The following is a 20,056-nucleotide window of genomic DNA, read 5'->3' as shown; positions in this document are numbered from 1 at the left end:
GTGGTTCGTCGCTACGCTTTGCTGCATATCGACAGTGGGGAGTTCGGTCCCGGCGGTGTTTTCCGACGTGCTGGCTTGACAGAAAAGCAGGTGCAAATGATTGCGCGGCGCGTGAGCTTTTCACGCGCCGCGTTTTTTTGTCGGTAGATTGGACATCAGGCAGCAGACTGGGCCCTACTACAGACCCCTAGACTTCCAAAAGGCACTTTGATATTGTCGCCGCCATGAAAATAACCAATCATCGCGCGCGGGGCGCAGTCGTCTTTCTGGTCGCGTTCGTCATTATCTGGACTCGTGCAACTACCCGGCTTGAACACGGATTCCTGTGGGCGGAGGACGCGCCCATCTTTATTCTGCAGGCGCATCAGTTGGGCTTGCGCGCCATCCTGACAAACTATGCCGGCTATTTGCATCTGGTACCTCGGCTGATTGCCGAAGCGCAGCGCGCTATCGTGCCATTCAGCGCGACTCCCTATTTTTTCGTGTGGTGCTGCGCGGCTATCACGTCAGGCATATGCGCATACATCGCGTTCGCACTTCGCCAGATTACACCGGTCGCGGCCGCATTCATGGGCCTTGCGCCGGTTCTCGCTCCTCAGAACGGCGAGGTGCTGCTCTCGATCACATACCTGCAATGGTTTCTGCTGCCTGCGCTGCTCGTGCTGTTGTGGGAGGCAGTTTTTGAAAGTCAGGGTCGCCGGTCGCTGCCGCGAGCCATCGCGGTCGCATTGTTGGCGCTGACCGGGCCGTTCGGTGTTCTCCTCGTGCCGATCGTCTCGATCGCTATCGCGCTGCGCCGCCTCAGATCACGAGCTGCGTCCATCAACTGGCCGATTCTGGCGACATATTTCGTCGCCGTTGCAGTGCAGACCATCGTTATGCTGCGCAATCCGCAGCCACCGAAAGGAGTACACGATATCCCCTGGGTCACCTGGATGATTCAGGCGATGTTTACGGATTTCCTCCCCTCGGTGATCGCCACCACCACGGCCGGCTATCTATTCGCCGCGCTTGTGATCGGTGTTTGCGCTCTGTCGCGTACGCGGCTGGTGTTCGCATGTCTGCTTTACCTTGGCGTGCTTATCTGGGGTCTGGGTGTCACGAGAGTGGCGCCGGCCGTGCAAATCGCCTGGTTCGCAACTGGCGCGCGCTACGTCTACCCGTGGGGCATTTTCATGCTATGGACGTTGACGCTGTCGATTGTCACCACGAGGATTACATTGCTCAAACCGGTAGCGGCGGTTCTGATTTTCCTGATTCTGCTTGCTTCCGGCGAACGATTCGAAGCGCAACTTCTGCAGCAGTGGGAAATTCAATCGAACGCTACGTCTTATCACGTGACAGTTCCGCCGGGCTGGTCCATCGATTTCGAGCGGTAGAAGGCAGTGTTCCGAGAGATGTGCAGAAAGTCTGAAGGCAGGAAGAGTGCCCAAGCATAGGGTGGCCGCGGTGTAAGTTGATGAATGTCCAGTTCGTCAACCTGCCCTCGGGAGGGCTTACGCCATGGCCACGACAAAAATCGTAGTACCAACCGGCCGCCAGCGGAAGCGCTGGTTGCCGGCGACCGCGCCTCATGGCGCACATACCCATAGGTCACCAACCCGATGCGTGACGGGGAGCCGTTACCGGGACGCCGTTTCCGAGTGCCTCCGTATCCTTGCGTGCCCGCGTTCCAACAAGGAATCGACCGGCACCGCAATTGGCACCAGCTTGCTTTGCACCAGGGATTGAGCCGCCGCTCGAGAAATTCCCAGACCTCGAAGGATGGCTGCAACGGCCTGCTCCGGCTGCACGGACTTCTCAGCACCTTCCTCGGCAAAACGCCGAATCGTCGTCAATGCCGTCCCGGCAATCACGTCTAACGCCAATTCGACCGTCACGTCCCGGAAACGGCCTTCTGCCAGTCCTTGCTGAATGTGGATGGGCAAGTAGACATAGATCAGGCTGCTCGGGCCCGCCGCATGTAGACCTGCGGCACAGATGAAGCGCGCCAGGAGCGGGTAACTGCGCGCTGCATGAAGAAATATTCGCACGCCGCAAGCAATCCGCTTGGCGGGATCGGCATACGTTCCGACTTCCGCTTCGATGAGCCGCAGCAGCTCGTCGTTCAATTCCTGGGTGACCGCGTCCAGCAAATCTTCGTTCGTACGAAAGTAGTTGTAAAAGGTGCCTTGCGACACATCTGCCGCAGCGATGACTTCCTGAATCACGCTGGCGCCGACCCCTTTTTCCGCAAAAACCAACATCGCACTCTCGATCAGTCGAGCGCGCATGCGCTCGCGCCGTTCCGCCGCCACGCGGGTTCGATGGTCAATGGTCATGGGTTCGCTCATGTCGAAATTATACGCAAAGGATAGGGGCACCAATCCGTTCGGTAGGTGAAAACGACAATATTGTCAGAATGACATATGTCTCACTACAATGTCTTATCCTTCGCGCAACCCGGAGCAAGCGACGCCATGAATGCCCCTTCTTTCAATCTCGCGACGAGCGAGCGCACCGTCCATGTCGGTGCCAGGCGAATCTTTTTGACGGAAGCGGGCGATGGTCCCGTAGTGCTGATGCTTCACGGCGGTGGCCCCGGCGCGTCAGGCGTTTCCAACTACGCGAGAAACATCGGGACGCTGGCTCGTCATTTCCGCGTTCTGGTGCCTGACATGCCGGGCTATGGAAAGTCCACCAAAGGCGTCGACCGTGGCGATCCGTTCGGGGATCTGGCCGCCTGCATGCTCGGGATGCTGGACACACTGGGCATCCGGCGCGCTCACGTGATTGGAAATTCGCTCGGAGGCGCTTGCGCGCTTCGCATGGCGCTGGAGCGCCCCAGCGCAATCGGCCGTTTGGTGTTGATGGGACCCGGTGGCGTCAATACGACACGTCAGTTGCCCACACCAGGTCTCAAGCGTCTGCTTAATTACTACAGCGGCAAAGGCCCGACTCTCGAAAAGCTCACGCGATTCATCCGCGGCGATCTGATCTATGACGGCAGCCTGGTGCCCGAATCCCTGATCCGGGAACGGTTCAAGTCCAGCATCGACCCTGAGGTGGTGGCCAGCCCGCCGCTACGCGGGCCCAAGGGCATTCCGAAGTTCCGGAAGATCGACTTCACGCGCGATCCACGTCTGTTGTCGGTGCAAAACCCTACGCTCGTGCTGTGGGGGACCGAGGACAAGGTCAACCGCCCGAGCGGCGCTGAATCACTACAGCGCCGTATGCCGAATTGCGACGTCTATCTGTTCAGCAAGACCGGCCACTGGGTGCAGTGGGAACGAGCGGACGAATTCAATGCTGCCGTGCTCGCGTTCCTTGCGCGGGACGGCGGCGAGGCACAAGTCTCGCGCATCAATAACTGCCCCGGAGCTTGCTGAGATGGCAACCATCGCAACCGCCGCGAGTTCAGCGGCCGCACCCAACACTTTATTTGGCCGTGTTCGCATGGGCTATCTACTGGCTGAATCGGCCCGGCTGGAGGAGTGGGCGAAATTTACTGCCGAAGGGCTCGGTTTGCACGTCGATATTCCCCGGCAGGACGTGGTCGCATGCCGTATCGATTCGCATCAGCGTCGACTGATCGTTCGTGAAGGCGCTGCTGAAGACGCGATCGCAATCGGCTGGCAATTGGACGACGAAGCGGCGCTCGAGCTGGCGCTGGCACGCCTCGCTGGGCGCGGTATCTGTGTCCGGGCAGGGAGCGCGGAAGCGGCCGCTTTGCGCGGCGTGGAGCGCTTCTGGTTTTTCGCCGGCCCCAAGAAGCTGCGCACTGAGCTCTTCACGAACGCGGTGATCAGCGATCAGCCGTTGCGGATGAAGGCAAGCGGCTTCGTGACTGGCGCTGCGGGCATGGGGCACGTTGCCGTGACGACACGTCAGCCAGAGGTCATGCAGGCGTTTTTTAAAAACGTATTCGACGCACGGCTCTCCGACGAAATCGAAGACAAGATCGACGGGCTGAATCTCGATTTCGCGTTTCTGCGATTCAACGAACGTCACCATTCGTTTGCGACCGCCTCGACGCGAGGCGTTCGCCTCAACCCATTGCGCACGCAGATTCACCACATGAATCTTCAGTGCGCCTCGCTGGACGACGTGACTGAAGCCTTTCTGCGGTGTCGTGCGATGGGCTATCCGATCGCCAACACCATCGGCCAACACCCTAACGACCGCGAACTGTCGTTCTACGTCCAAACGCCATCCGGCTTCGAAATCGAACTGGGCTGGAACCCGCTCGTGGTGGACGAGCGCACGTGGCGGACGACCACGTATCAGGGAGTCAGTCTATGGGGGCACCGTCCCGAAAACCTCAGTCTGCGCGTCAGATTGGGCCGCTTTCGCCATGGCATTGCGTCGCTGATGCAGCCGGAATTCACTGTACGAGGAGAATGAAATGAACGTGGCGCATCGGGACGATGCCTGCGATGTCGCGATCGTGGGACTGGGCCCCACCGGCCTCGTGCTGGCGCATATGCTAGGGCAGGCTGGCCATCACGTCGTCGTGCTGGAGCGCGAGCCGGTCTTTTACGGCAATGCCCGCGCGGTCTACACCGACGACGAATGCATGCGCATCTTCCAGCATTTGAACGTGGCTGACGAACTGCGGTCGCGGATGATGATGGAGACGCCCATTCAACTCGTGCGTCCGGACGGCTCGCCGATCACCCAGTACATGCCGCACAAGCGGCCGTTCGGCTGGCCGGTCGTCAATTTCTTCTATCAACCGTATCTGGAAACCACGCTGTCCGAAACCCTGTCGCGGTATCCGAACGTCGAGGTGCGCCGCGGGAGGGAGGTTGTCGATTTCTCGCAGGACAAGGATGGCGTGAGCATCGTCCATCGAGCCACGCGCGAAGCGCGATTCAGCGACAGCACCGATGCCCGCGAACGCCTGCAGGGCGATGCCGACGTTCGATCGATGCGGGCGCGCTACATGGTCGGCGCGGACGGCGGACGCAGCATCGTCAGAACGAAATTGGGCATTGAAATGACCGGCAAGAGCTTTCCTGAGCCCTGGCTCGTGGTGGACCTCGAGCGCAAGCCGGGAACCGATGCTTTGCGTCATCTGCCGTACTTCAACTTCGTGGTGAATCCGAAGCTTCCCGTGGTTAGCTGCGTTCAGCCGGACAGGTTCCATCGTTTCGAATTCATGCTGATGCCGGGAGAAACGAAAGAGAACATGGAGCGGCCCGAGACGGTGCGTAAGTATCTGTCGATGTTTGTCGATCCCGATCAGTTCGACGTCAAGCGCAAGCTCGTGTACACGTTCAACGCGCTGATCGCGGCGAAATGGCGGGCCGATCGCATTCTGCTAGCGGGCGATGCTGCGCATATGACGCCGCAATTCATGGGGCAAGGCGCCAGTTCCGGCGTTCGCGACGCCTACAACCTCGGCTGGAAGCTCGACCTGGTGCTGCGCGACATTGCCGCCGATACATTGCTGGACACGTATCAATCAGAGCGTCGCGCGCACGCCAAAGCGATGATCGATGTGTCGGTCTTGCTCAAGAACGTCGTCTCGGCGCGTAATCCGTTCGCGACGCTTTTACGCGACGTCTCGCTCGGTGCGATTCGCTCGGTTCCCCCGCTCAGGCGCTGGTTTCAGGAGGGCGGCTTCAAACCGAAGCCCGTCTACAGGAAGAACGCGTATTTCGGCTTGTCGCGTCGGCGCCGCATCGGCCCGGAAGGCGCGCTGGCTCCTCAGCCAGAAGTCCGTCTCTTCAATGGTGCGCGGCAGCGGATGGACGACCTGCTTGGGCACGGGTTTTCGTTAGTGGGTCTGAACGTCGATCCGGTTTGTCATCTCGACCAGGCGTCGTCGGAAACATTGGAGGTGCTGTCCACGCAGATCGTCACGCTATACCCGTACGGCGGGCGACCGCAGGGGTTGAGCGGGGTCGAGCGCGATAACGTTCGTAGCGCAACCGAGGTGGAAGACATCAGCGGCGATATGGTCGCCTGGTTCAAAAAGGCGGGTTTCAGCAAAGAGGCCGTCGCCATTCTGAGACCCGATCGCTTCACGTTCGCCGTCGTTCCGGTCACAGAAATCAATCCTGCCGTAACGCGACTGCGCGATGAGCTTGGAATGCGTCCCGGACTGCATTTGGGGGCGGCGCGCCCATCGACGAGTGCGCCATCCATTGCCAAAGCGGCTTGATCCACGAGTATCGCTTTCACTGCCATGTCCCAATCCATCGATCAGACATCTGTTCAGGCGGCAGCCATTGCCTTGCGTCATGCGCGCGCGACGCGCACGCCCATCGGCCCGATCTCCACCCGGTTCGGCATTGCGGACCTGGAAGCGGCCTACGCCGTTGCCGGAACGAATACGGCAGCCCGAATGGCCACTGGCCGGCGCATCGTCGGCAAGAAGATCGGCCTGACATCGGTCGCGGTGCAGCGACAACTGGGTGTCGATCAACCGGACTTCGGCGTGCTCTTCGACGACATGGAATATCTCGACGGCGATGAGATTCCGATGTCCCAGCTGTTGCAGCCAAAAATCGAAGCGGAAGTGGCCTTCGTCGTCGGGCGCGATATCGACGAAGATGCGCCGAGCTTCTGCCAGGTACTGTCGTCTCTGGCTTACGCGCTGCCTGCGCTCGAAATCGTGGACAGCGCGATCGCGGATTGGCAGATCACGCTCGAGGATACCGTCGCCGACAACGCATCGTGCGGCCTCTACGTGCTCGGTGCTCAGCCGATTTCGGTGGGCCAGCTTTCGCTTGGCGATCTGGGCATGTCGATGACGCAGCAAGGCAAGGTCGTATCAACGGGCGGTGGCGCCGCGTGCCTGGGACATCCGCTGCGAGCGGTGTACTGGCTCGCGCGGACGATGGCGCAACGAGGGCAAGGGCTGCGGGCGGGCGACGTCATTCTGTCAGGCGCGCTTGGCCCGATGGTCCCCGTCGTTCAGGGCGACCTGATTCATGCGCAGATCGGCGCCCTTGGCAGCGTGAGCTGCCGGATCGGATGAGGACGGGACCGATGAGCAGGAAAACTGAAAGTCGCCATTATTGGCAGCGCCAACTTCGGCACTGACCTGATGATCAAGATCCTCGCAACGACGCGTTCCTGCGTGCGATCAAGCCTGATATTCGCTTCGTTGACCTGACGCCGGCCGCTATCGGGTCGTACTGCATCCCGGTGGTGAACGCAGAAGGCCATCTCGACGCGCTCGACATCAATACGGTGACCTGCGGCGGTCAGGCCAGCATTCCAATGGTGGCCGCTGACGTCATTGAAACAGGCCGCAGCCGGCGCCAGCGTTCGACTGATCGACAAACTGAGGAACCGCTAAGACATGTCTGCGTCTCTTTTCTTGCCCCTGAGTCTTCCAAACGGAAGCGTGATTCCGAATCGCCTGGCAAAGGCGGCGATGGAAGAAAACCTCGCGGACGCCAATCATGCGCCGGGCGATGAGCTTTGTCGTCTCTATCAACGTTGGGCGAACGGCGGCGCTGGGCTGATCATAACCGGCAACGTGATGGTGGATGGAAGGGCGATGACCGGGCCCGGCGACGTAGTGCTCGAAAATGACAGGCATTTGTCGTCATTCGAACGTTGGGCGAGATGTGTCCGCAGTCGAGGCGTACAGGTCTGGATGCAGCTCAATCATCCTGGCCGGCAGGTCTATGCCGCGCTTGGCCAGGCTGCCGTGGCGCCCTCGCCGGTGCCTATCGATATACCGGGCTTCTCCAGAATGTTCGCGCCCGTTCGCGAATTGCGCGACGACGAGATCCGCGCGATCGTCGATCGCTTCATCAGCGCTGCCCAATTGGCAGAGCGGGCCGGATTCACTGGTGTCGAAGTGCATGCGGCGCACGGTTACTTGCTGAGCCAATTTCTATCGCCGCTGGTCAATCACCGTACCGATCGTTGGGGCGGCTCGCTCGAAAAACGGGCGCGCCTGCTGCTCGACATCGTGCGTGGTATTCGCGACAAGGTTTCAACATCCTTTTGCGTCGCAGTCAAACTGAATTCCGCTGATTTTCAGCGAGGCGGATTCGATCTCGCCGATGCTTGCGAGGTGGTCAAGATGCTCAACGGCTGCGAGGTCGATCTGATCGAGCTATCGGGTGGAAGCTACGAAGCGCCCGCGATGCAAGGACAAGCCCGCGATGGCCGCACGCTGGCGCGCGAGGCGTGGTTTCTCGAGTTCGCCCGGGAAGTTCGGAAGATCGCGCGGATGCCGCTCATGGTCACGGGTGGAATCCGTCGGCGCGAGATTGCCGAAGGCGTGCTGGCAGAGGGCATCGAAATGATCGGCATGGCCACTGCTCTCGCAGTGCGGCCAGAGCTGCCGCTTGAATGGCGGGCTGGACGACGTAGCGATGCGGCGTTGCCGGCCGTCACCTGGAAAAACAAGGTCTTTGCTTCGCTCGCCACGCAGGCGATGGTGAAGCGCCAGCTGCGCAGACTCAGTGTCGCAGGTCCCGTCAAGCCAGCAGGGCGTCCTCTGCTCTCGCTCGTCTGCGATCAATGGAAAAACCATCGTCGCGGCAGGCAGTACAAGCGGTGGATTCAAACGCGGATTTAAAGATTCCCTTCGCGCCGCGAACCATTGCACATTAGATATCGGAGACAACGTGAAACGTATCGGCGTAGCCACTGCATTGTCGCTTTTCGCGATTTCATCGGCTCATGCTCAATCGGCTGGTAATTGGATGATCAACGCGGGCTGGATGCACCTGGCTCCTCAGGATTCGAGTGATCCGTTGACTGTCAATGCGCTCGGCACTTCGGCCACGATCCCCGGAAGCGGCGCATCGGTTTCGAATGCCGATACGGTCGCGCTTTCGGCGCGATACTTTGCAACAGACCATATCGCGGTCGAAGCGCTGCTGGGCGTGCCGCCGAAGCTGCGACTGAGCGGCACCGGCTCGCTTTCCGGGCTTGGGGAGCTAGGCAGCGCCCGAGTATGGGGGCCGTCGCTGCTGGCTCAATATCACTTTGGCGAACCGACAGCGCGCTTTCGCCCCTATGTGGGCGCGGGCATTTCCTACGCGTGGTTCAAGAGCGTCGAGTTGAGCAGCCCGATCGCGACAGGACAGTTTCTCGCGTCGCCGGCAACGGGCGCCGCCCTGGAAGGGCCTACGTCAGCGTCGCTCAAAAGTTCCTTTGCACCGGTCGTCAATGCTGGCCTCACGTACAACATCGACAGGCATTGGTCGATCGGCATGTCTGTTTCATATGCCTGGCTGTCGACCACGGCCACGCTGACCACCCGGTCGGCGCTGGGTAGCGTATCGACCTCAGCCAAAGTAAAGATCAACCCGCTCGTTACGTTTCTCTCGGTTGGCTATCGGTTCTGATTTTCCGAATACGGCGGGTGCTACTTGCAGCCCCAGGATGGTTCGAGCCACCTCAGTTCGCGGCTGTATGTCGGGGTGCAACGACAGCGGCGCTGACATGTGCGATGCGTGATGTTCAATTGAAATTGTGGAGAACACGATGTACGACAGCGTGATAAAGACAATGCCGTCCTCTTATACGTATCCCTTGCTGATCAAGCACCTTTTGCACACACCGCTGGCTCATGCACCGAGCCAGGAGATCGTTTATCAAGGGCGAGTGCGCATGACATACGCACAGCTCAAGATACGGATCGCGCAACTGGCGAATGGACTGCAAAAGCTGGGCGTAGAAAAAGGTATGACCGTCGCCGTCATGGATTGGGATAGTCACCGGTATCTCGAGTGCTATTTCACCGTACCGATGATGGGCGCCATCCTGCAGACTGTGAACGTGCGGCTCTCGCCAGCCGAAATCGCTTACACGATCAACCATGCGCAAGCCGATGTTCTGCTCGTCCATTCCGATTTTCTGCCGATCGTCGAGTCACTTCGTGACAAGCTGGAGACCGTGCGCACCATGGTGCTGATCGACGAGCAGGGCGCCGTGTCCGCATCACAAAAAATCGCGTTCGCGGAAGAGTACGAAGCACTCCTTGCATCGAGCTCGGAATGCTACGACTTTCCCGATTTCGACGAAAACACGCGTGCGACGACCTTTTACACGACCGGCACCACGGGCCTGCCAAAAGGGGTTTATTTTTCGCACCGGCAGCTCGTTCTGCACACCCTCAGCGTGATGGCGGCGCTCGCCAGTCCTGAATCTGGGCAACGCTTCCACCGCGGCGACGTCTACATGCCGCTCACTCCGATGTTTCATGTCCACGCATGGGGAATGCCGTATATCGCCACGGTGATGGGAGTAAAACAGGTTTATCCCGGGCGGTACGTGCCCGAACGTATCGCAAACCTGATACGCGAGGAGGACGTAACCTTTTCGCACTGTGTCGGCACGATTCTGCACATGCTATTGAGGTGCCCCGAAGCGTCGTCGACCGATTTCAGTAAGTGGAAGGTCGTCATTGGTGGCTCGCCGCTTTCGCACGGCCTTGCGAGTGAGGCGCTGGCGCACGGCATCGATGTATTTACGGGCTATGGCATGTCGGAGACCTGTCCCGTGCTGACGCTCGCGCAGCTTAAGCCCGATGGCGAGCCTGCTGATAGCGATGAAGCGATCCGTCTGCGTTGCAAGACAGGCTTGCCAGTCCCGCTTGTCGATTTGCGCATCGTCGACGAGGACATGCGCGACATACCGCACGACGGCGCCGCGAGCGGCGAGATCGTTGCGCGCGCGCCGTGGCTGACTGAGGGCTACCTGGACGATCCGGAGGCGTCGGCTCGCTTGTGGGCCGGTGGTTATTTGCACACCCACGACGTGGCGCGCATCGGCGCGGACGGTTTCGTGCAAATCACAGATCGCATGAAGGACATCATCAAATCCGGCGGTGAATGGATATCGTCACTGGAAATCGAGAGCCTGATTTCCACACATCCGGGCGTGGCCGAAGTGGCGGTCGTCGGTATTGCGGACGAGAAGTGGGGTGAACGTCCTGCCGTATTGGTGGTGCCGCGCGAGGATAGCGCGGCGCCGATCACGGAAGATGATATCCGGCGGCATGTGCTGGCTTTCAGCGAGAAAGGACAAATTTCCAAATATGCCGTGCCGCAAGTCGTGAAGATCGTCGATGCGCTGGAAAAAACCAGCGTGGGCAAGCTGAACAAGAAAGCATTGCGGGAGCGCTTCGGCATCTAACGGCCGAGGCAGTGTGGAAACCGTTCCAGTGCTGCGTTGAGAGCGTGAGCTTGCCCCAGAAAAACGAATCCCTTGCTGAGCGTTTAAACTCAAGCAAGGAGAGTCAGGAAGATGAGCAAGACGAGGCGGGCGCGCTACACGGTCGATTTCAAGCTGGAAGCGGTTCGGCTGGTCAGGGCCGGACAGAGCGTGATGGCGGTGGCTGCGACGCTGGACGTGCCAACGCGATCGATATCCAACTGGGTCAAGGCAGAGCAGGAAGGCAAGCTCGGCGGAGCCGGTGCAATGCCGGTCAGTGCGGAGCAGATGGAATTGTCTAGACTTCGTGCCGAAGTGGCGCGCCTGACGATGGAGCGTGACATCCTAATAAAGGCGTGGGTAGGTTCAATGGATCGTTGCACCGCCCCGAGAACTAGAGCGCGGCGGTCGACATCGCGTTGACTAACTTTGACATCATCCCAAAAATCAGGTATGCGAACGATAATTTATAATGGATTCCCGATTTATTTGAGCGAGGGAGATTCGTATAATGGTTTGGAGATACCAGCAATCGACGGGGCGGCTTTATCACAACGAGAATTTCGTCAGTCGGGGATACTCGGGCAAGGGCGTTGGAAAAAACAATCCAAGTAAAGAGGGTGTTGCCAATGTCGGGCCTATTCCGCGAGGTACATACCGGATCGGCGAACCGTTTCTACACAAGCACGCGGGCGGCGATACTCTGCGCCTAACGCCGATCCATGGCACTCACACCTACGGGCGCGACGGTTTCCTGATTCACGGCGACAGCATCAAGCACCCGGGCCAGGCCTCCAATGGGTGCATCATTGAATCACCGACGGTACGGACGCAGATATGGAACAGCGGCGATCACATTCTGGAAGTGGTTTACTGATGCGGCGCCTGTTTGCGCTTCTGCTGGTCACGCCCGTGATCTGTTTGGCTCGTCCGCCCGGGCTACCCTGTACGAGCTGGCCCGTCAGCATGGCCGAGGCGACGCTACAGAATGCGGGCCTCGTTAAGGCCGGGGAATTCGACGAGTCCAGAATCAAGACGACACCGATCTCGATCGAGAAAGTCGGTAAGGATCTCTATAAACAGGTATTTGACATCGTCCTTCATTCCCGGTCCGGTCGAGATTTTCACGTTATTACCGTCAATACCGCGTCGTCCACTGAATGCTCAATGAGTGGTGTCGACGTTTATCTGATCGATCGGAAATTTAGCGGCGACGCACCCTGACCGACGCCTGCGCCGCCGACTGAGCGGCGCGGGCCTATGTCCTGCAATAGATCCGGCATCCGCGAGCGTTTTCTCTGGGTGATTTTCAGGTCTGCAGCTTGCTCCGTGTCGCCGGACCAAATCGCTGACTGGCTCGGCTTCTACAATGTTCGCCGACTGCATTCGACATTGAACTACGTCAGTCCTATGACGTTCGAAAAGAATAGGGCCATCGCTCAGCAGGGGCAAGCGGCCTGACGGCCTCGGCTATGGGAGTCGTGAAACAGGGCAAGTCAGTGACCTGCTGCCGCAATGTTCCCTACATGCTGCTTGCCGACGGCGACGTTTTCGAACGGAATGTCGGAGACCGCGGTTGCACTTCTCAAGTGTTCAGAACGCGGAGCGAACTGTGCCACCATCGACGCGGATCGTGGCGCCGCTCACGTAATCGGCATAGGGGCTCGCCAGATAGGTCACCGCCGCCGCGATCTCTTCCGGGCGGCCCAGGCGGCCGACGTCGTTGGGCACCATGTCGCGCACAAAGCCTCTCTCGATGTCCTCCCAACTGTCCCCCCATCCATGCTGCGGGGCGATCTTCTCCAACAGCTCCTTGACGGCAGGCACGAGAATCGCGCCGGGCGCGACGATATTCGAGGTCACGCCGGAATTCTTGAGATCGCGCGCCAGCGAAACGGCCAGGTTGTGCCGCGCGGCGAGCGAGGCGTTGTAGTCAGGTTGCATGGGGATCGGCTGGCCAGCGAGTCCGCCTCCGATCTGAATCACGCGTCCCCAACCGCGCTTGCGCATGGCAGGCACCAGTCGCTGGATCATGCGCACGGCGGACAGGACGTTGACCTCATAGGTCTCGATCCACTTCGCGGGCAAGGCCGTGCTCCAGTTGAGATGGTGGTAGTAGCCTGCGTTATTGACCAGAATGTCGACAGCACCGCCTTCGCTCGAACTTGCGGCCACCGCGTCGGCTCCTGCATCGGTTGCCAGATCGCCTGGCGCGATTTCGGCCTGGCCACCCGCCGCAATGATCGCTGATGCAACGGCCTCTGCACGTTTGTAGTTGCGGCCATGCACGATCACCGTTGTTCCCTCGGCCGCCAGCAACTTCGCGATTGCCTCGCCCAGCCCCGTAGTCGATCCCGTGACCAGAGCACGCTTCCCTTTCAGTTTCAAATCCATAACGTCTTCCTCGATCGGAAAATTTCTTCGTGTGTATGACTGAGTTCATTGTCCGCAGCAGAAGTGGCCGGAGCAGACAGATGATCTCCGCGCTCGCGTCCGAAGCCCGTTCAAACCCGAGGATCGACCGGCGCAACCGGCACGCCGCGCGCTTCAATCGCTTCTCCGGCGAGCAGGCACAGGTCCTCACGATAGTGCGCGGCGACGATCTGAACACCGACCGGCACGTCGTCGATCAATTGAGTGGTCACTGTCAGACCGGGCAGCCCCATCGCGGGCAGCGCACGCATCGTCAGCTGCGCTTCCCACACGCGATCGAAGCCCGCCGCGCCCTGCTGGTCGAGATCCTGGGCAAACGGCAATTCCCCGGACACCGGCATCAGCCCGACCGCGTACTGATCGAGGAACAGGCGCCATTGACGCAGCAACGTCGTGCGCCGCACGAGCGACTGGCTGATTGTCGACAGCGGGACTGTTGACCACGGCGATCAGGTTTTCCTGAAGACGTGTGCCGTTGGTGGTCGCAAAATCGGCCTGATCGATGTTGATTTTCGTGGTGACGGGCACTCCCACCAACGGTCCCAGATCTTCACCGCGTGCAATCGCGCGGTCGATCTCATCGGCCTGCTGGAGCACCCATTCCGGCCGATGCGCGACAACTGCGTTAATCACCGGATTCACGGCGTCAAGACGCTGGAGGGCCGACTCCGCTGCCTCGCGTGCGGATACGTCGCGGCCTTTTACACGCTTCGCCAGATCAACTGCGGACAATCGCCACAGTTCATTCATGTCGGCTCCATTCGGGATGGGTGTCGGTCATTCAGGAATGCCGGCAGGGTAGCGAATGACGCCAACAGCGCGAAAAGGCTTCCACTTACCAAAACTTGTCGAAGGTTCATCGTCTTGTCCTTGATATTTTCGGGTTGATGAAACGTGGGAACACATAAAGCCCGCGACTCTCCACGCGAGTGCGTTGCGAGCGGTACATGGACATTAGAATCGCGCAATGTATCCAGCCTGTTTCCCCGACGTATCGAAATGTATCCAGACGACAGCGACGCCACGAAGCGTGGGTCGAGCCGGCTGCATGTATCAGCAATTTCGTGTCGCGCCCCATACCGGAACCCGGATTCTTTTCTGCTGACCGTGTCAAAGTGGTGTCCATCAGATCGGAAATGATGGACACCGCTTTGATGTCTCCCTCAGTCGCCGTCTATAACGGCCGGCAAGAGCCGCTTACCCATCAGGCGGAGAGTGTGGCCAAGCTTCTGGATTTCCCGCGCGCACTGGTGTGCGCCTCGGCAGGCCTCGATGCCAACCAGGCAAACCGGCAGGCGTGCGAAAAAAGCGCGTTGTTTGTGTCGCCATGTGTACGGACCGCAAACAGATACAAATGATTTCAATAATCGGCCGCGCGGACAAATCCCAGATACCTGCAGTTGTTCTAATCGGCTTTACCCGCTGCGCGCCACTTCACGCCGATCGCCTGGGTCGCGACGAGTGAGGCGCTTCGCGATTGCATCGAGTGTCGTTCGCCCGCCAGGGGTTCCTGTCGAGCCACCGGTGTTGCCGCTCAACCGTATCGTCGACTTATGAATTCCACCGAGACGATGACTGCCGCCGAATTGTCCGCGCTGTTGCCGGCCATGCTTCCACGCTTATGGAGATTCGCGCTGCGCATTTCGGGCAATCGGCACGATGCCGAAGATCTCGTGCAATGCGCGTGCGTGCGCGCGCTCGAACGCGCGCATCAACTGGCACCCGGCACCGCGCCGCTAAGCTGGCTGTTCTCGATCGTGCAGTCGACGTGGCTCAATGAGTTGCGCGCCCGCAATGTGCGCAACGGTGCAGGGCCCGAGTGGGACGACCGCCTGATGGAAACCATCGCCGATCCAGCCGCGAAGTCGCCGGAGCAACACGCGATGAACGGACAGATCATCCGCGCCGTTCATCGCTTGCCCGACGCGCAGCGCGTCGTGTTGCTGCTGGTCGCAGTGGAGGGCCTGAGCTACAGCGAAGCCGCCGACGTGCTGCAGGTGCCGATCGGCACGGTGATGAGCCGGCTTTCGCGGGCGCGTCAGGCGATCGGCTCACAGTTCACCGAGCCGGAAGACGAACCGCGCGCGACCGGCGGCGCGGACCGCGAGAAAATTGGAACATAACGATCGATGACATTTCTGCTCATCGCATATGTCGACGGCGAACTGACGCCGCGCGAGCGCGCAGAGGTGAACAATGCGCTCGACACGTCACCCGGGATCGCGGCGCGCGTCGCACTGTTCGCGGCGTCTTCGCTACCGTATCAAGATGAGTTGCGCCGGAACCGGCCACGCCCTCGAGGACGAACGCGCGTTTTCTCTCGCGACCGCCGCACAGCGTTGCGTCGAACGTTTCGCCGTAATGGCGGGCAGTTGGATTAGACCGCGGGACAGGCGGCGCAAGAGGAATGGAATAAATCCGCATAACGAACTGTTCTGATTGCGAGCCCGGCCACGTCCGCGCCACAAGTGGTCGCCCGGGTTCACGTTCCCGTTTGGTCAGGCGCCCCCACCGGCGCCTTTAACCTTATCGCGCTATGTGTTCTTTCTCTCGCCTGCTGCTCGTCTACGACGGAACGAGCGAAGCCAAAGCCGCTCTTGAACGCTGTTCGCGGCTCTCGCTTGCCTTGCGCGCACCCGTCGACGTGGTTGCCGTGGTCGATGCGGAAAGCGCCAACGCCATCTGCGGCGGCCTGCTTGCCGATGTCGCCTACGTGCACCTCGAAGAAGTCGCGCGCAAGTCGTTGAGCGATGCGGTCCGCCAACTCGCGCAGATCGGCGTGCGCGCGAACGGATCCGTCGAATACGGCCGGATTGCGGACGTCGTCGCGCGCCACGCGCAAACGTTCAACCCCGACCTGATCGTGCTGGGCCACCGTGCCCGAGCGCGGCGCGCCAGATGGTGGAACGCCCGTCCGGTTCACGTCGATCTGGCTGAGCGCCTCGCCGGCGCCACGATCGTTACCGTGACGCTCGAATCCGCGCAGACATGACTGCTCCCACGCCGATCGTCGCGCCCCGCCCGCTTGACGCGAATCGGCCAGCGCATAGCCCTCGATCAGCTGCTGGACACGCGCGAGCGGTACGCCCTGAGATTCGTCGCTGACGGTTTCTTTCGCGGGCCAGCGGGTATTGGCGAGACGCTGGCGTAAATCGGTCAGCGACGCATCCGGAATATTGGCTTTGAACGGGCGGATTTTTTCGCTCTGAGTATCGGCGTAAATCGTTTGCGGAAATAACGCAAAAGCGCCAACTGCTGCCGACGCGGCCAGAATCCTATTCTCTATTGGACACAGTACCTTTATACGAAGGTATGAGGCGCGTTATCCTTAATTATCTGGCGCCTCAATCGAGGATCGAATGGCTGATTCGGCCGCTTCCGATTAATCTGCCTACAGTGTATCGACAGCCCTTCTGTCCCACTTCTGACGATCATGGAAAAATCCGATCACATCCTGGTCGTCGACGACGACCGCGGCATACTCGAACTGGTTGCCAGTTACCTCGGGCGCAACGGCATGCAAGTTTCGACCGCGTGCAACGGAAGGGAAATGCTTCAGTATCTGGGCAGGCATGCGCCCGACCTGATCCTGCTCGACCTGGCGCTGGCCGGCGAAGACGGCTTTGCGCTGTATCGCGCATTGCGTGAAACCCATCGCGCGGTGCCGGTGGTGATGCTCACCGCGCGCAGCGAAGTCGCGGACCGCATCATTGGCCTCGAAATGGGTGCGGACGATTGCATGGCCAAGCCGTTCCAGGCTCGCGAACTGCTGGCGCGAATTCGCGCGGTGCTGCGCCGAACCCGCATGCTGCCGCCGGATTTGCAGCCGATCGAGGATCCGCCCGTGCTCAGCTTCGGCGAGTGGCGCCTCGACACCACCGCGCACCATCTGCTCGAAGCCGACGATACGGTCGTCGCGCTGAGCGGCGCCGAGTATCGCTTGCTGCGCATGTTTCTGAACCATGCGCACCGCGTGCTGACGCGCGACCAGTTGCTCAATCTCACGCAGCGGCGCCACGCGGGTCCGTTCGACCGCTCGATCGATCTGCTGGTCAGCCGGCTCCGGCAGAAGCTCAACGACACGGCGCGCGCGGCCCGCTACATCAAGACGCTGCGCAACGAGGGCTATATTTTTGCTGCCTCGGTGACAACTCTGCCGCGACTCGCGCCGGAGCGCACCGAACCGCCGTATGCGAGACGGCAGCGCGCCGCTTTGTCGATGGCGGGGTGTGAATAGGCCGCCGGTTCGTACTCGCAATTGAATTCGCGCGCTGGCTGCTCGTCCCCAAGCGCGCGACGGAATAAACCCATGCGCTCGCGTGTTCCGGATGGAGGAGCCCACGCGGCGCAAACGGAGTCATCTATGCGGTTTGCAGTTCTCGGTGCCGGCGCGGTCGGCTGTTATTACGGCGGCATGCTCGCGCGCCACGGCCACGACGTCGTTCTGGTCGGCCGGCCAGTGCATGTCGAGGCCATCAACTCAGAGGGTTTGCGGATCCAGTCGCGAGACTTCGATGTACGCGTGCCGGTGCGCGCGGCGACCGGAATTGAAGCCGCCGCGTGCGCGGACGTGGTGCTGGTTTGCGTGAAATCCACCGATACCGCGCCCGCCGCGCGGCTGCTCGGCCAGGTGCTGGCGCCGCGGGCGCTCGTCGTCAGCCTGCAAAACGGTGTCGATAACGCGGCGCTGCTGCGCGACGCGCTCGCCCAACCGGTGCTGAGCGCAGCCGTCTATGTCGCGTGCGAAATGGCGGGCGCCGGTCACCTGCTGCACCATGGCCGCGGCGAACTGGCGCTCGAGGCTTCGCCCCACAGCGAAGCGCTGGCAAGCGTGCTGCGCGACGCGCGAATTCCGACCGGAATTGCCGCCGACGTACGCGTCGCGCTGTGGCAAAAGCTGATCCTGAACTGCGCGTATAACGCGGTGTCTGCGATCGTCCAGTTGCCGCTCGGCGCGATCTCGCCTCGCGAGGCGCTGCGCGAGACGATGCGCGACGTGGTGGCCGAATGCGTCGCGGTCGCCGCAGCCGAAGGCGTGTATTTCGACGAAGACGCCGCGCGCATGGTGGAGCGGATCGAAGCGACGATTCCGCCCGGACAGTATTCATCGACCGCGCAGGATCTCGCGCGCGGCAAACCCAGCGAAATCGATTTTCTCAACGGCGCGATTGTCCGTCGCGGCATGATCGCGGGCATCGCGACACCGGCCAACCGCACTCTTCACACACTCGTCAAGGTGCTGGAACAGAAGCTCGCGGTGCCAGCCTAACCGTCCCTCACATCCATGCAATTTTCCGACTTCTCCTCGCCCGCCTTCTTCGCCAATCCTTATCCGTTGTACGAAAAGATTCGAGCCGCGGGGCCGCTCGTGCCGGTCGGACCGAGCGCGTTCGTGACCGGGCGCTTCGAGATCATCGACACGTTGCTGCGCGACGCGCGCATGGGCAAGACGTATATGCAAAGCGTGGCCGCGCGCTATGGCGCGAACGCGACGGCGCAACCGGTGTTCCAGTCGCTGAACCGCACGCTGCTGATGATGAATCCGCCCGCCCATACGCGGCTGCGCGCGCTGCTGATGAGAACCTTCAACGCGCACGGCATCGGGAAGCTGACCGCGATCGTCGAGGCGACCACGGATGGACTGCTCGACCAACTCGGCGCGCGCGCCGAGTTCGATCTGGTCGCCGATTACGCATTGCCGTTGCCGGTGCGGATCATCTGCCGGCTGCTCGACGTGCCAGTTGCCGACGCCACCGCGTTGGGCGACGCGGCGAGCCGGCTGGTCGCGGCCTTCGATCTCGCGCCGCTCGACGCAGCCGGACTGCACGCGGCGGACGAAGCCGCGCTCACGCTCGAGCGCTACTTTTCCGGCGTGGTCGCCGAGCGGCGCGCGCAACCGGGCGACGATCTGGTCTCCGCGATGCTGAGCGTCGAAGACGAAGGCTTGCGGCTGAGCGACGAGGAAGTCGTGTCGAATGCGCTGCTCCTGTTCATCGCCGGTCACGAGACCACGTCGAACATGATCGGCAACATGATGATCGCGCTGTTTCGCCATCCGCAGCAGCGGGCCGCGTTGCAGCAGGACCTGCAACTGTTGCCGCGCGCGATCGCCGAGTGCATGCGCTACGACGGCGCGGTGCAGATGCTGGTGCGTACCGCGTTCGAAGACATCGCGCTTGGCGACGTGTCGCTCGCGCGCGGCTCGTTGGTATTCATGTTGATCGGCTCGGCCAATCGCGACCCGGCAGTGTTCACTGAACCCGACACGCTCGACTTCGCGCGCAGCGCCGGCACGCCTGCGCTCGCGTTCGGCGCGGGCATTCATTACTGCCTCGGCGCGCGGCTCGCCGCTCTCGAACTCAATGTCGCGATGCGCTCGCTGCTGGCCCGGTTCCCGGCACTTGGTCCGGTGGATCTGGAGGCGCTGGTCTGGCATCGCCGCAACAACCTGCGCGGCGTGACGTCGTTACGGGTGCGGACCAGCGCGGGCTGAGCGCAACGGTTCGCA

The 20,056-nt window shown here is 61.0% G+C and carries 19 protein-coding genes and 5 pseudogenes; 20 read left to right on the top strand and 4 right to left on the bottom strand.

Going from position 1 to position 20,056, the window contains the following annotated elements:
- Positions 1-224 precede the first annotated feature (224 nt).
- Positions 225-1,379, top strand: a complete 1,155-nt coding sequence (locus tag LJ655_RS11370; RefSeq protein ID WP_230561335.1) for a hypothetical protein — start codon at positions 225-227, stop codon at positions 1,377-1,379.
- Between the two features lie 243 nt (positions 1,380-1,622).
- On the opposite strand, the gene LJ655_RS11365 is transcribed toward LJ655_RS11370, so the two are convergent.
- The gene (locus LJ655_RS11365) at positions 1,623-2,321 is read right to left on the bottom strand and encodes a TetR/AcrR family transcriptional regulator (protein WP_230561334.1); all 699 of its coding nucleotides are present in this window, start codon (positions 2,319-2,321) and stop codon (positions 1,623-1,625) included.
- A gap of 138 nt (positions 2,322-2,459) precedes the next feature.
- Here LJ655_RS11365 and LJ655_RS11360 point away from each other — a divergent pair, with 138 nt between their 5' ends.
- From LJ655_RS11360 to LJ655_RS11305, 12 genes and pseudogenes are all read left to right on the top strand, one after another.
- The gene (locus tag LJ655_RS11360; protein WP_230561333.1) at positions 2,460-3,368 is read left to right on the top strand and encodes an alpha/beta fold hydrolase; all 909 of its coding nucleotides are present in this window, start codon (positions 2,460-2,462) and stop codon (positions 3,366-3,368) included.
- Position 3,369: 1 nt separating this feature from the next.
- A complete protein-coding gene (locus tag LJ655_RS11355) occupies positions 3,370-4,383 on the top strand; it encodes a VOC family protein (protein ID WP_230561332.1) in 1,014 nt (337 codons plus the stop codon).
- 1 nt (position 4,384) lies between these two features.
- The gene (locus tag LJ655_RS11350; protein WP_230561331.1) at positions 4,385-6,148 is read left to right on the top strand and encodes a bifunctional 3-(3-hydroxy-phenyl)propionate/3-hydroxycinnamic acid hydroxylase; all 1,764 of its coding nucleotides are present in this window, start codon (positions 4,385-4,387) and stop codon (positions 6,146-6,148) included.
- A 24-nt stretch (positions 6,149-6,172) separates the two neighbouring features.
- Positions 6,173-6,967, top strand: coding sequence for a 2-keto-4-pentenoate hydratase (locus LJ655_RS11345; protein ID WP_230561330.1), 795 nt, complete (start codon positions 6,173-6,175; stop codon positions 6,965-6,967).
- A gap of 69 nt (positions 6,968-7,036) precedes the next feature.
- Positions 7,037-7,224, top strand: a pseudogene (locus LJ655_RS11340) (acetaldehyde dehydrogenase); the annotation flags it as partial.
- A gap of 70 nt (positions 7,225-7,294) precedes the next feature.
- Positions 7,295-8,530, top strand: coding sequence for an NADH:flavin oxidoreductase/NADH oxidase family protein (locus LJ655_RS11335; protein ID WP_230561329.1), 1,236 nt, complete (start codon positions 7,295-7,297; stop codon positions 8,528-8,530).
- Between the two features lie 49 nt (positions 8,531-8,579).
- Positions 8,580-9,305, top strand: a complete 726-nt coding sequence (locus tag LJ655_RS11330; protein ID WP_230561328.1) for an OmpW/AlkL family protein — start codon at positions 8,580-8,582, stop codon at positions 9,303-9,305.
- 139 nt (positions 9,306-9,444) lie between these two features.
- Positions 9,445-11,097: a fatty acid--CoA ligase gene (locus LJ655_RS11325; RefSeq protein WP_230561327.1), complete on the top strand. Its 1,653-nt coding sequence runs from the start codon at positions 9,445-9,447 to the stop codon at positions 11,095-11,097.
- A 111-nt stretch (positions 11,098-11,208) separates the two neighbouring features.
- Positions 11,209-11,472: pseudogene (locus LJ655_RS11320) on the top strand (transposase); the annotation flags it as partial.
- 154 nt (positions 11,473-11,626) lie between these two features.
- Positions 11,627-11,992 (top strand): tlde1 domain-containing protein, encoded by a 366-nt coding sequence (locus LJ655_RS11315; RefSeq protein WP_230561326.1) that lies wholly within the window; start codon positions 11,627-11,629, stop codon positions 11,990-11,992.
- A complete protein-coding gene (locus tag LJ655_RS11310) occupies positions 11,953-12,339 on the top strand; it encodes a hypothetical protein (protein WP_230561325.1) in 387 nt (128 codons plus the stop codon). The genes LJ655_RS11315 and LJ655_RS11310 overlap by 40 nt, the downstream gene beginning before the upstream one ends.
- 114 nt (positions 12,340-12,453) lie before the next feature.
- Positions 12,454-12,576: pseudogene (locus LJ655_RS11305) on the top strand (IS3 family transposase); the annotation flags it as partial.
- A 132-nt stretch (positions 12,577-12,708) separates the two neighbouring features.
- On the opposite strand, the gene LJ655_RS11300 reads toward LJ655_RS11305, so the two are convergent.
- Positions 12,709-13,509: an SDR family NAD(P)-dependent oxidoreductase gene (locus LJ655_RS11300; protein ID WP_230561324.1), complete on the bottom strand. Its 801-nt coding sequence runs from the start codon at positions 13,507-13,509 to the stop codon at positions 12,709-12,711.
- 110 nt (positions 13,510-13,619) lie between these two features.
- Positions 13,620-14,298 (bottom strand): annotated as a pseudogene (locus tag LJ655_RS11295) (amidase family protein).
- A gap of 197 nt (positions 14,299-14,495) precedes the next feature.
- Between LJ655_RS11295 and LJ655_RS30360 the strand changes: the two are divergent.
- From LJ655_RS30360 to LJ655_RS11275, 4 genes are all read left to right on the top strand, one after another.
- Positions 14,496-14,906 carry a hypothetical protein gene (locus LJ655_RS30360; RefSeq protein ID WP_425605794.1) on the top strand — a complete coding sequence of 137 codons (411 nt, stop codon included), beginning with the start codon at positions 14,496-14,498 and terminating at the stop codon, positions 14,904-14,906.
- Positions 14,907-15,119: 213 nt separating this feature from the next.
- Positions 15,120-15,671 (top strand): RNA polymerase sigma factor, encoded by a 552-nt coding sequence (locus LJ655_RS11285; RefSeq protein ID WP_230561526.1) that lies wholly within the window; start codon positions 15,120-15,122, stop codon positions 15,669-15,671.
- A gap of 6 nt (positions 15,672-15,677) precedes the next feature.
- Positions 15,678-15,929: a zf-HC2 domain-containing protein gene (locus tag LJ655_RS11280; protein WP_230561323.1), complete on the top strand. Its 252-nt coding sequence runs from the start codon at positions 15,678-15,680 to the stop codon at positions 15,927-15,929.
- A 155-nt stretch (positions 15,930-16,084) separates the two neighbouring features.
- Positions 16,085-16,540, top strand: coding sequence for a universal stress protein (locus LJ655_RS11275; RefSeq protein ID WP_230561322.1), 456 nt, complete (start codon positions 16,085-16,087; stop codon positions 16,538-16,540).
- Positions 16,541-16,606: 66 nt separating this feature from the next.
- Here the strand turns inward: LJ655_RS11275 and LJ655_RS30205 are convergent.
- Positions 16,607-16,744, bottom strand: a pseudogene (locus LJ655_RS30205) (epoxide hydrolase N-terminal domain-containing protein); the annotation flags it as partial.
- 237 nt (positions 16,745-16,981) lie between these two features.
- Here LJ655_RS30205 and LJ655_RS11265 point away from each other — a divergent pair.
- From LJ655_RS11265 to LJ655_RS11255, 3 genes are all read left to right on the top strand, one after another.
- A complete protein-coding gene (locus LJ655_RS11265; RefSeq protein ID WP_230561321.1) occupies positions 16,982-17,785 on the top strand; it encodes a response regulator in 804 nt (267 codons plus the stop codon).
- A 126-nt stretch (positions 17,786-17,911) separates the two neighbouring features.
- On the top strand, positions 17,912-18,817 hold the full coding sequence (locus LJ655_RS11260; RefSeq protein ID WP_230561320.1) for a ketopantoate reductase family protein: 906 nt from the start codon (positions 17,912-17,914) through the stop codon (positions 18,815-18,817).
- Positions 18,818-18,832: 15 nt separating this feature from the next.
- Positions 18,833-20,041 (top strand): cytochrome P450, encoded by a 1,209-nt coding sequence (locus LJ655_RS11255; RefSeq protein WP_230561319.1) that lies wholly within the window; start codon positions 18,833-18,835, stop codon positions 20,039-20,041.
- Positions 20,042-20,056: the final 15 nt, after the last annotated feature.

Source organism: Paraburkholderia translucens (assembly GCF_020881035.1).
GTDB lineage: Bacteria > Pseudomonadota > Gammaproteobacteria > Burkholderiales > Burkholderiaceae > Paraburkholderia > Paraburkholderia translucens.
Note: the sequence above shows the minus strand (reverse complement) of the source record. Positions and strands in the feature narration are given on the sequence as shown.

What these genes read in the sequence shown, in the direction of transcription:
- LJ655_RS11280 (WP_230561323.1), top strand. Translation starts at nt 15,678, where the DNA reads ATGACATTTCTGCTCATCGCATATGTCGACGGCGAACTGACGCCGCGC.
- LJ655_RS11365 (WP_230561334.1), bottom strand. Translation starts at nt 2,321, where the DNA reads ATGACCATTGACCATCGAACCCGCGTGGCGGCGGAACGGCGCGAGCGC.
- LJ655_RS11350 (WP_230561331.1), top strand. Translation starts at nt 4,385, where the DNA reads ATGAACGTGGCGCATCGGGACGATGCCTGCGATGTCGCGATCGTGGGA.
- LJ655_RS11325 (WP_230561327.1), top strand. Translation starts at nt 9,445, where the DNA reads ATGTACGACAGCGTGATAAAGACAATGCCGTCCTCTTATACGTATCCC.
- LJ655_RS11260 (WP_230561320.1), top strand. Translation starts at nt 17,912, where the DNA reads ATGCGGTTTGCAGTTCTCGGTGCCGGCGCGGTCGGCTGTTATTACGGC.
- LJ655_RS11310 (WP_230561325.1), top strand. Translation starts at nt 11,953, where the DNA reads ATGGAACAGCGGCGATCACATTCTGGAAGTGGTTTACTGATGCGGCGC.
- LJ655_RS11335 (WP_230561329.1), top strand. Translation starts at nt 7,295, where the DNA reads ATGTCTGCGTCTCTTTTCTTGCCCCTGAGTCTTCCAAACGGAAGCGTG.
- LJ655_RS30360 (WP_425605794.1), top strand. Translation starts at nt 14,496, where the DNA reads ATGGACATTAGAATCGCGCAATGTATCCAGCCTGTTTCCCCGACGTAT.
- LJ655_RS11370 (WP_230561335.1), top strand. Translation starts at nt 225, where the DNA reads ATGAAAATAACCAATCATCGCGCGCGGGGCGCAGTCGTCTTTCTGGTC.
- LJ655_RS11300 (WP_230561324.1), bottom strand. Translation starts at nt 13,509, where the DNA reads ATGGATTTGAAACTGAAAGGGAAGCGTGCTCTGGTCACGGGATCGACT.
- LJ655_RS11275 (WP_230561322.1), top strand. Translation starts at nt 16,085, where the DNA reads ATGTGTTCTTTCTCTCGCCTGCTGCTCGTCTACGACGGAACGAGCGAA.
- LJ655_RS11360 (WP_230561333.1), top strand. Translation starts at nt 2,460, where the DNA reads ATGAATGCCCCTTCTTTCAATCTCGCGACGAGCGAGCGCACCGTCCAT.
- LJ655_RS11255 (WP_230561319.1), top strand. Translation starts at nt 18,833, where the DNA reads ATGCAATTTTCCGACTTCTCCTCGCCCGCCTTCTTCGCCAATCCTTAT.
- LJ655_RS11315 (WP_230561326.1), top strand. Translation starts at nt 11,627, where the DNA reads ATGGTTTGGAGATACCAGCAATCGACGGGGCGGCTTTATCACAACGAG.
- LJ655_RS11265 (WP_230561321.1), top strand. Translation starts at nt 16,982, where the DNA reads ATGGAAAAATCCGATCACATCCTGGTCGTCGACGACGACCGCGGCATA.
- LJ655_RS11285 (WP_230561526.1), top strand. Translation starts at nt 15,120, where the DNA reads ATGACTGCCGCCGAATTGTCCGCGCTGTTGCCGGCCATGCTTCCACGC.
- LJ655_RS11355 (WP_230561332.1), top strand. Translation starts at nt 3,370, where the DNA reads ATGGCAACCATCGCAACCGCCGCGAGTTCAGCGGCCGCACCCAACACT.
- LJ655_RS11345 (WP_230561330.1), top strand. Translation starts at nt 6,173, where the DNA reads ATGTCCCAATCCATCGATCAGACATCTGTTCAGGCGGCAGCCATTGCC.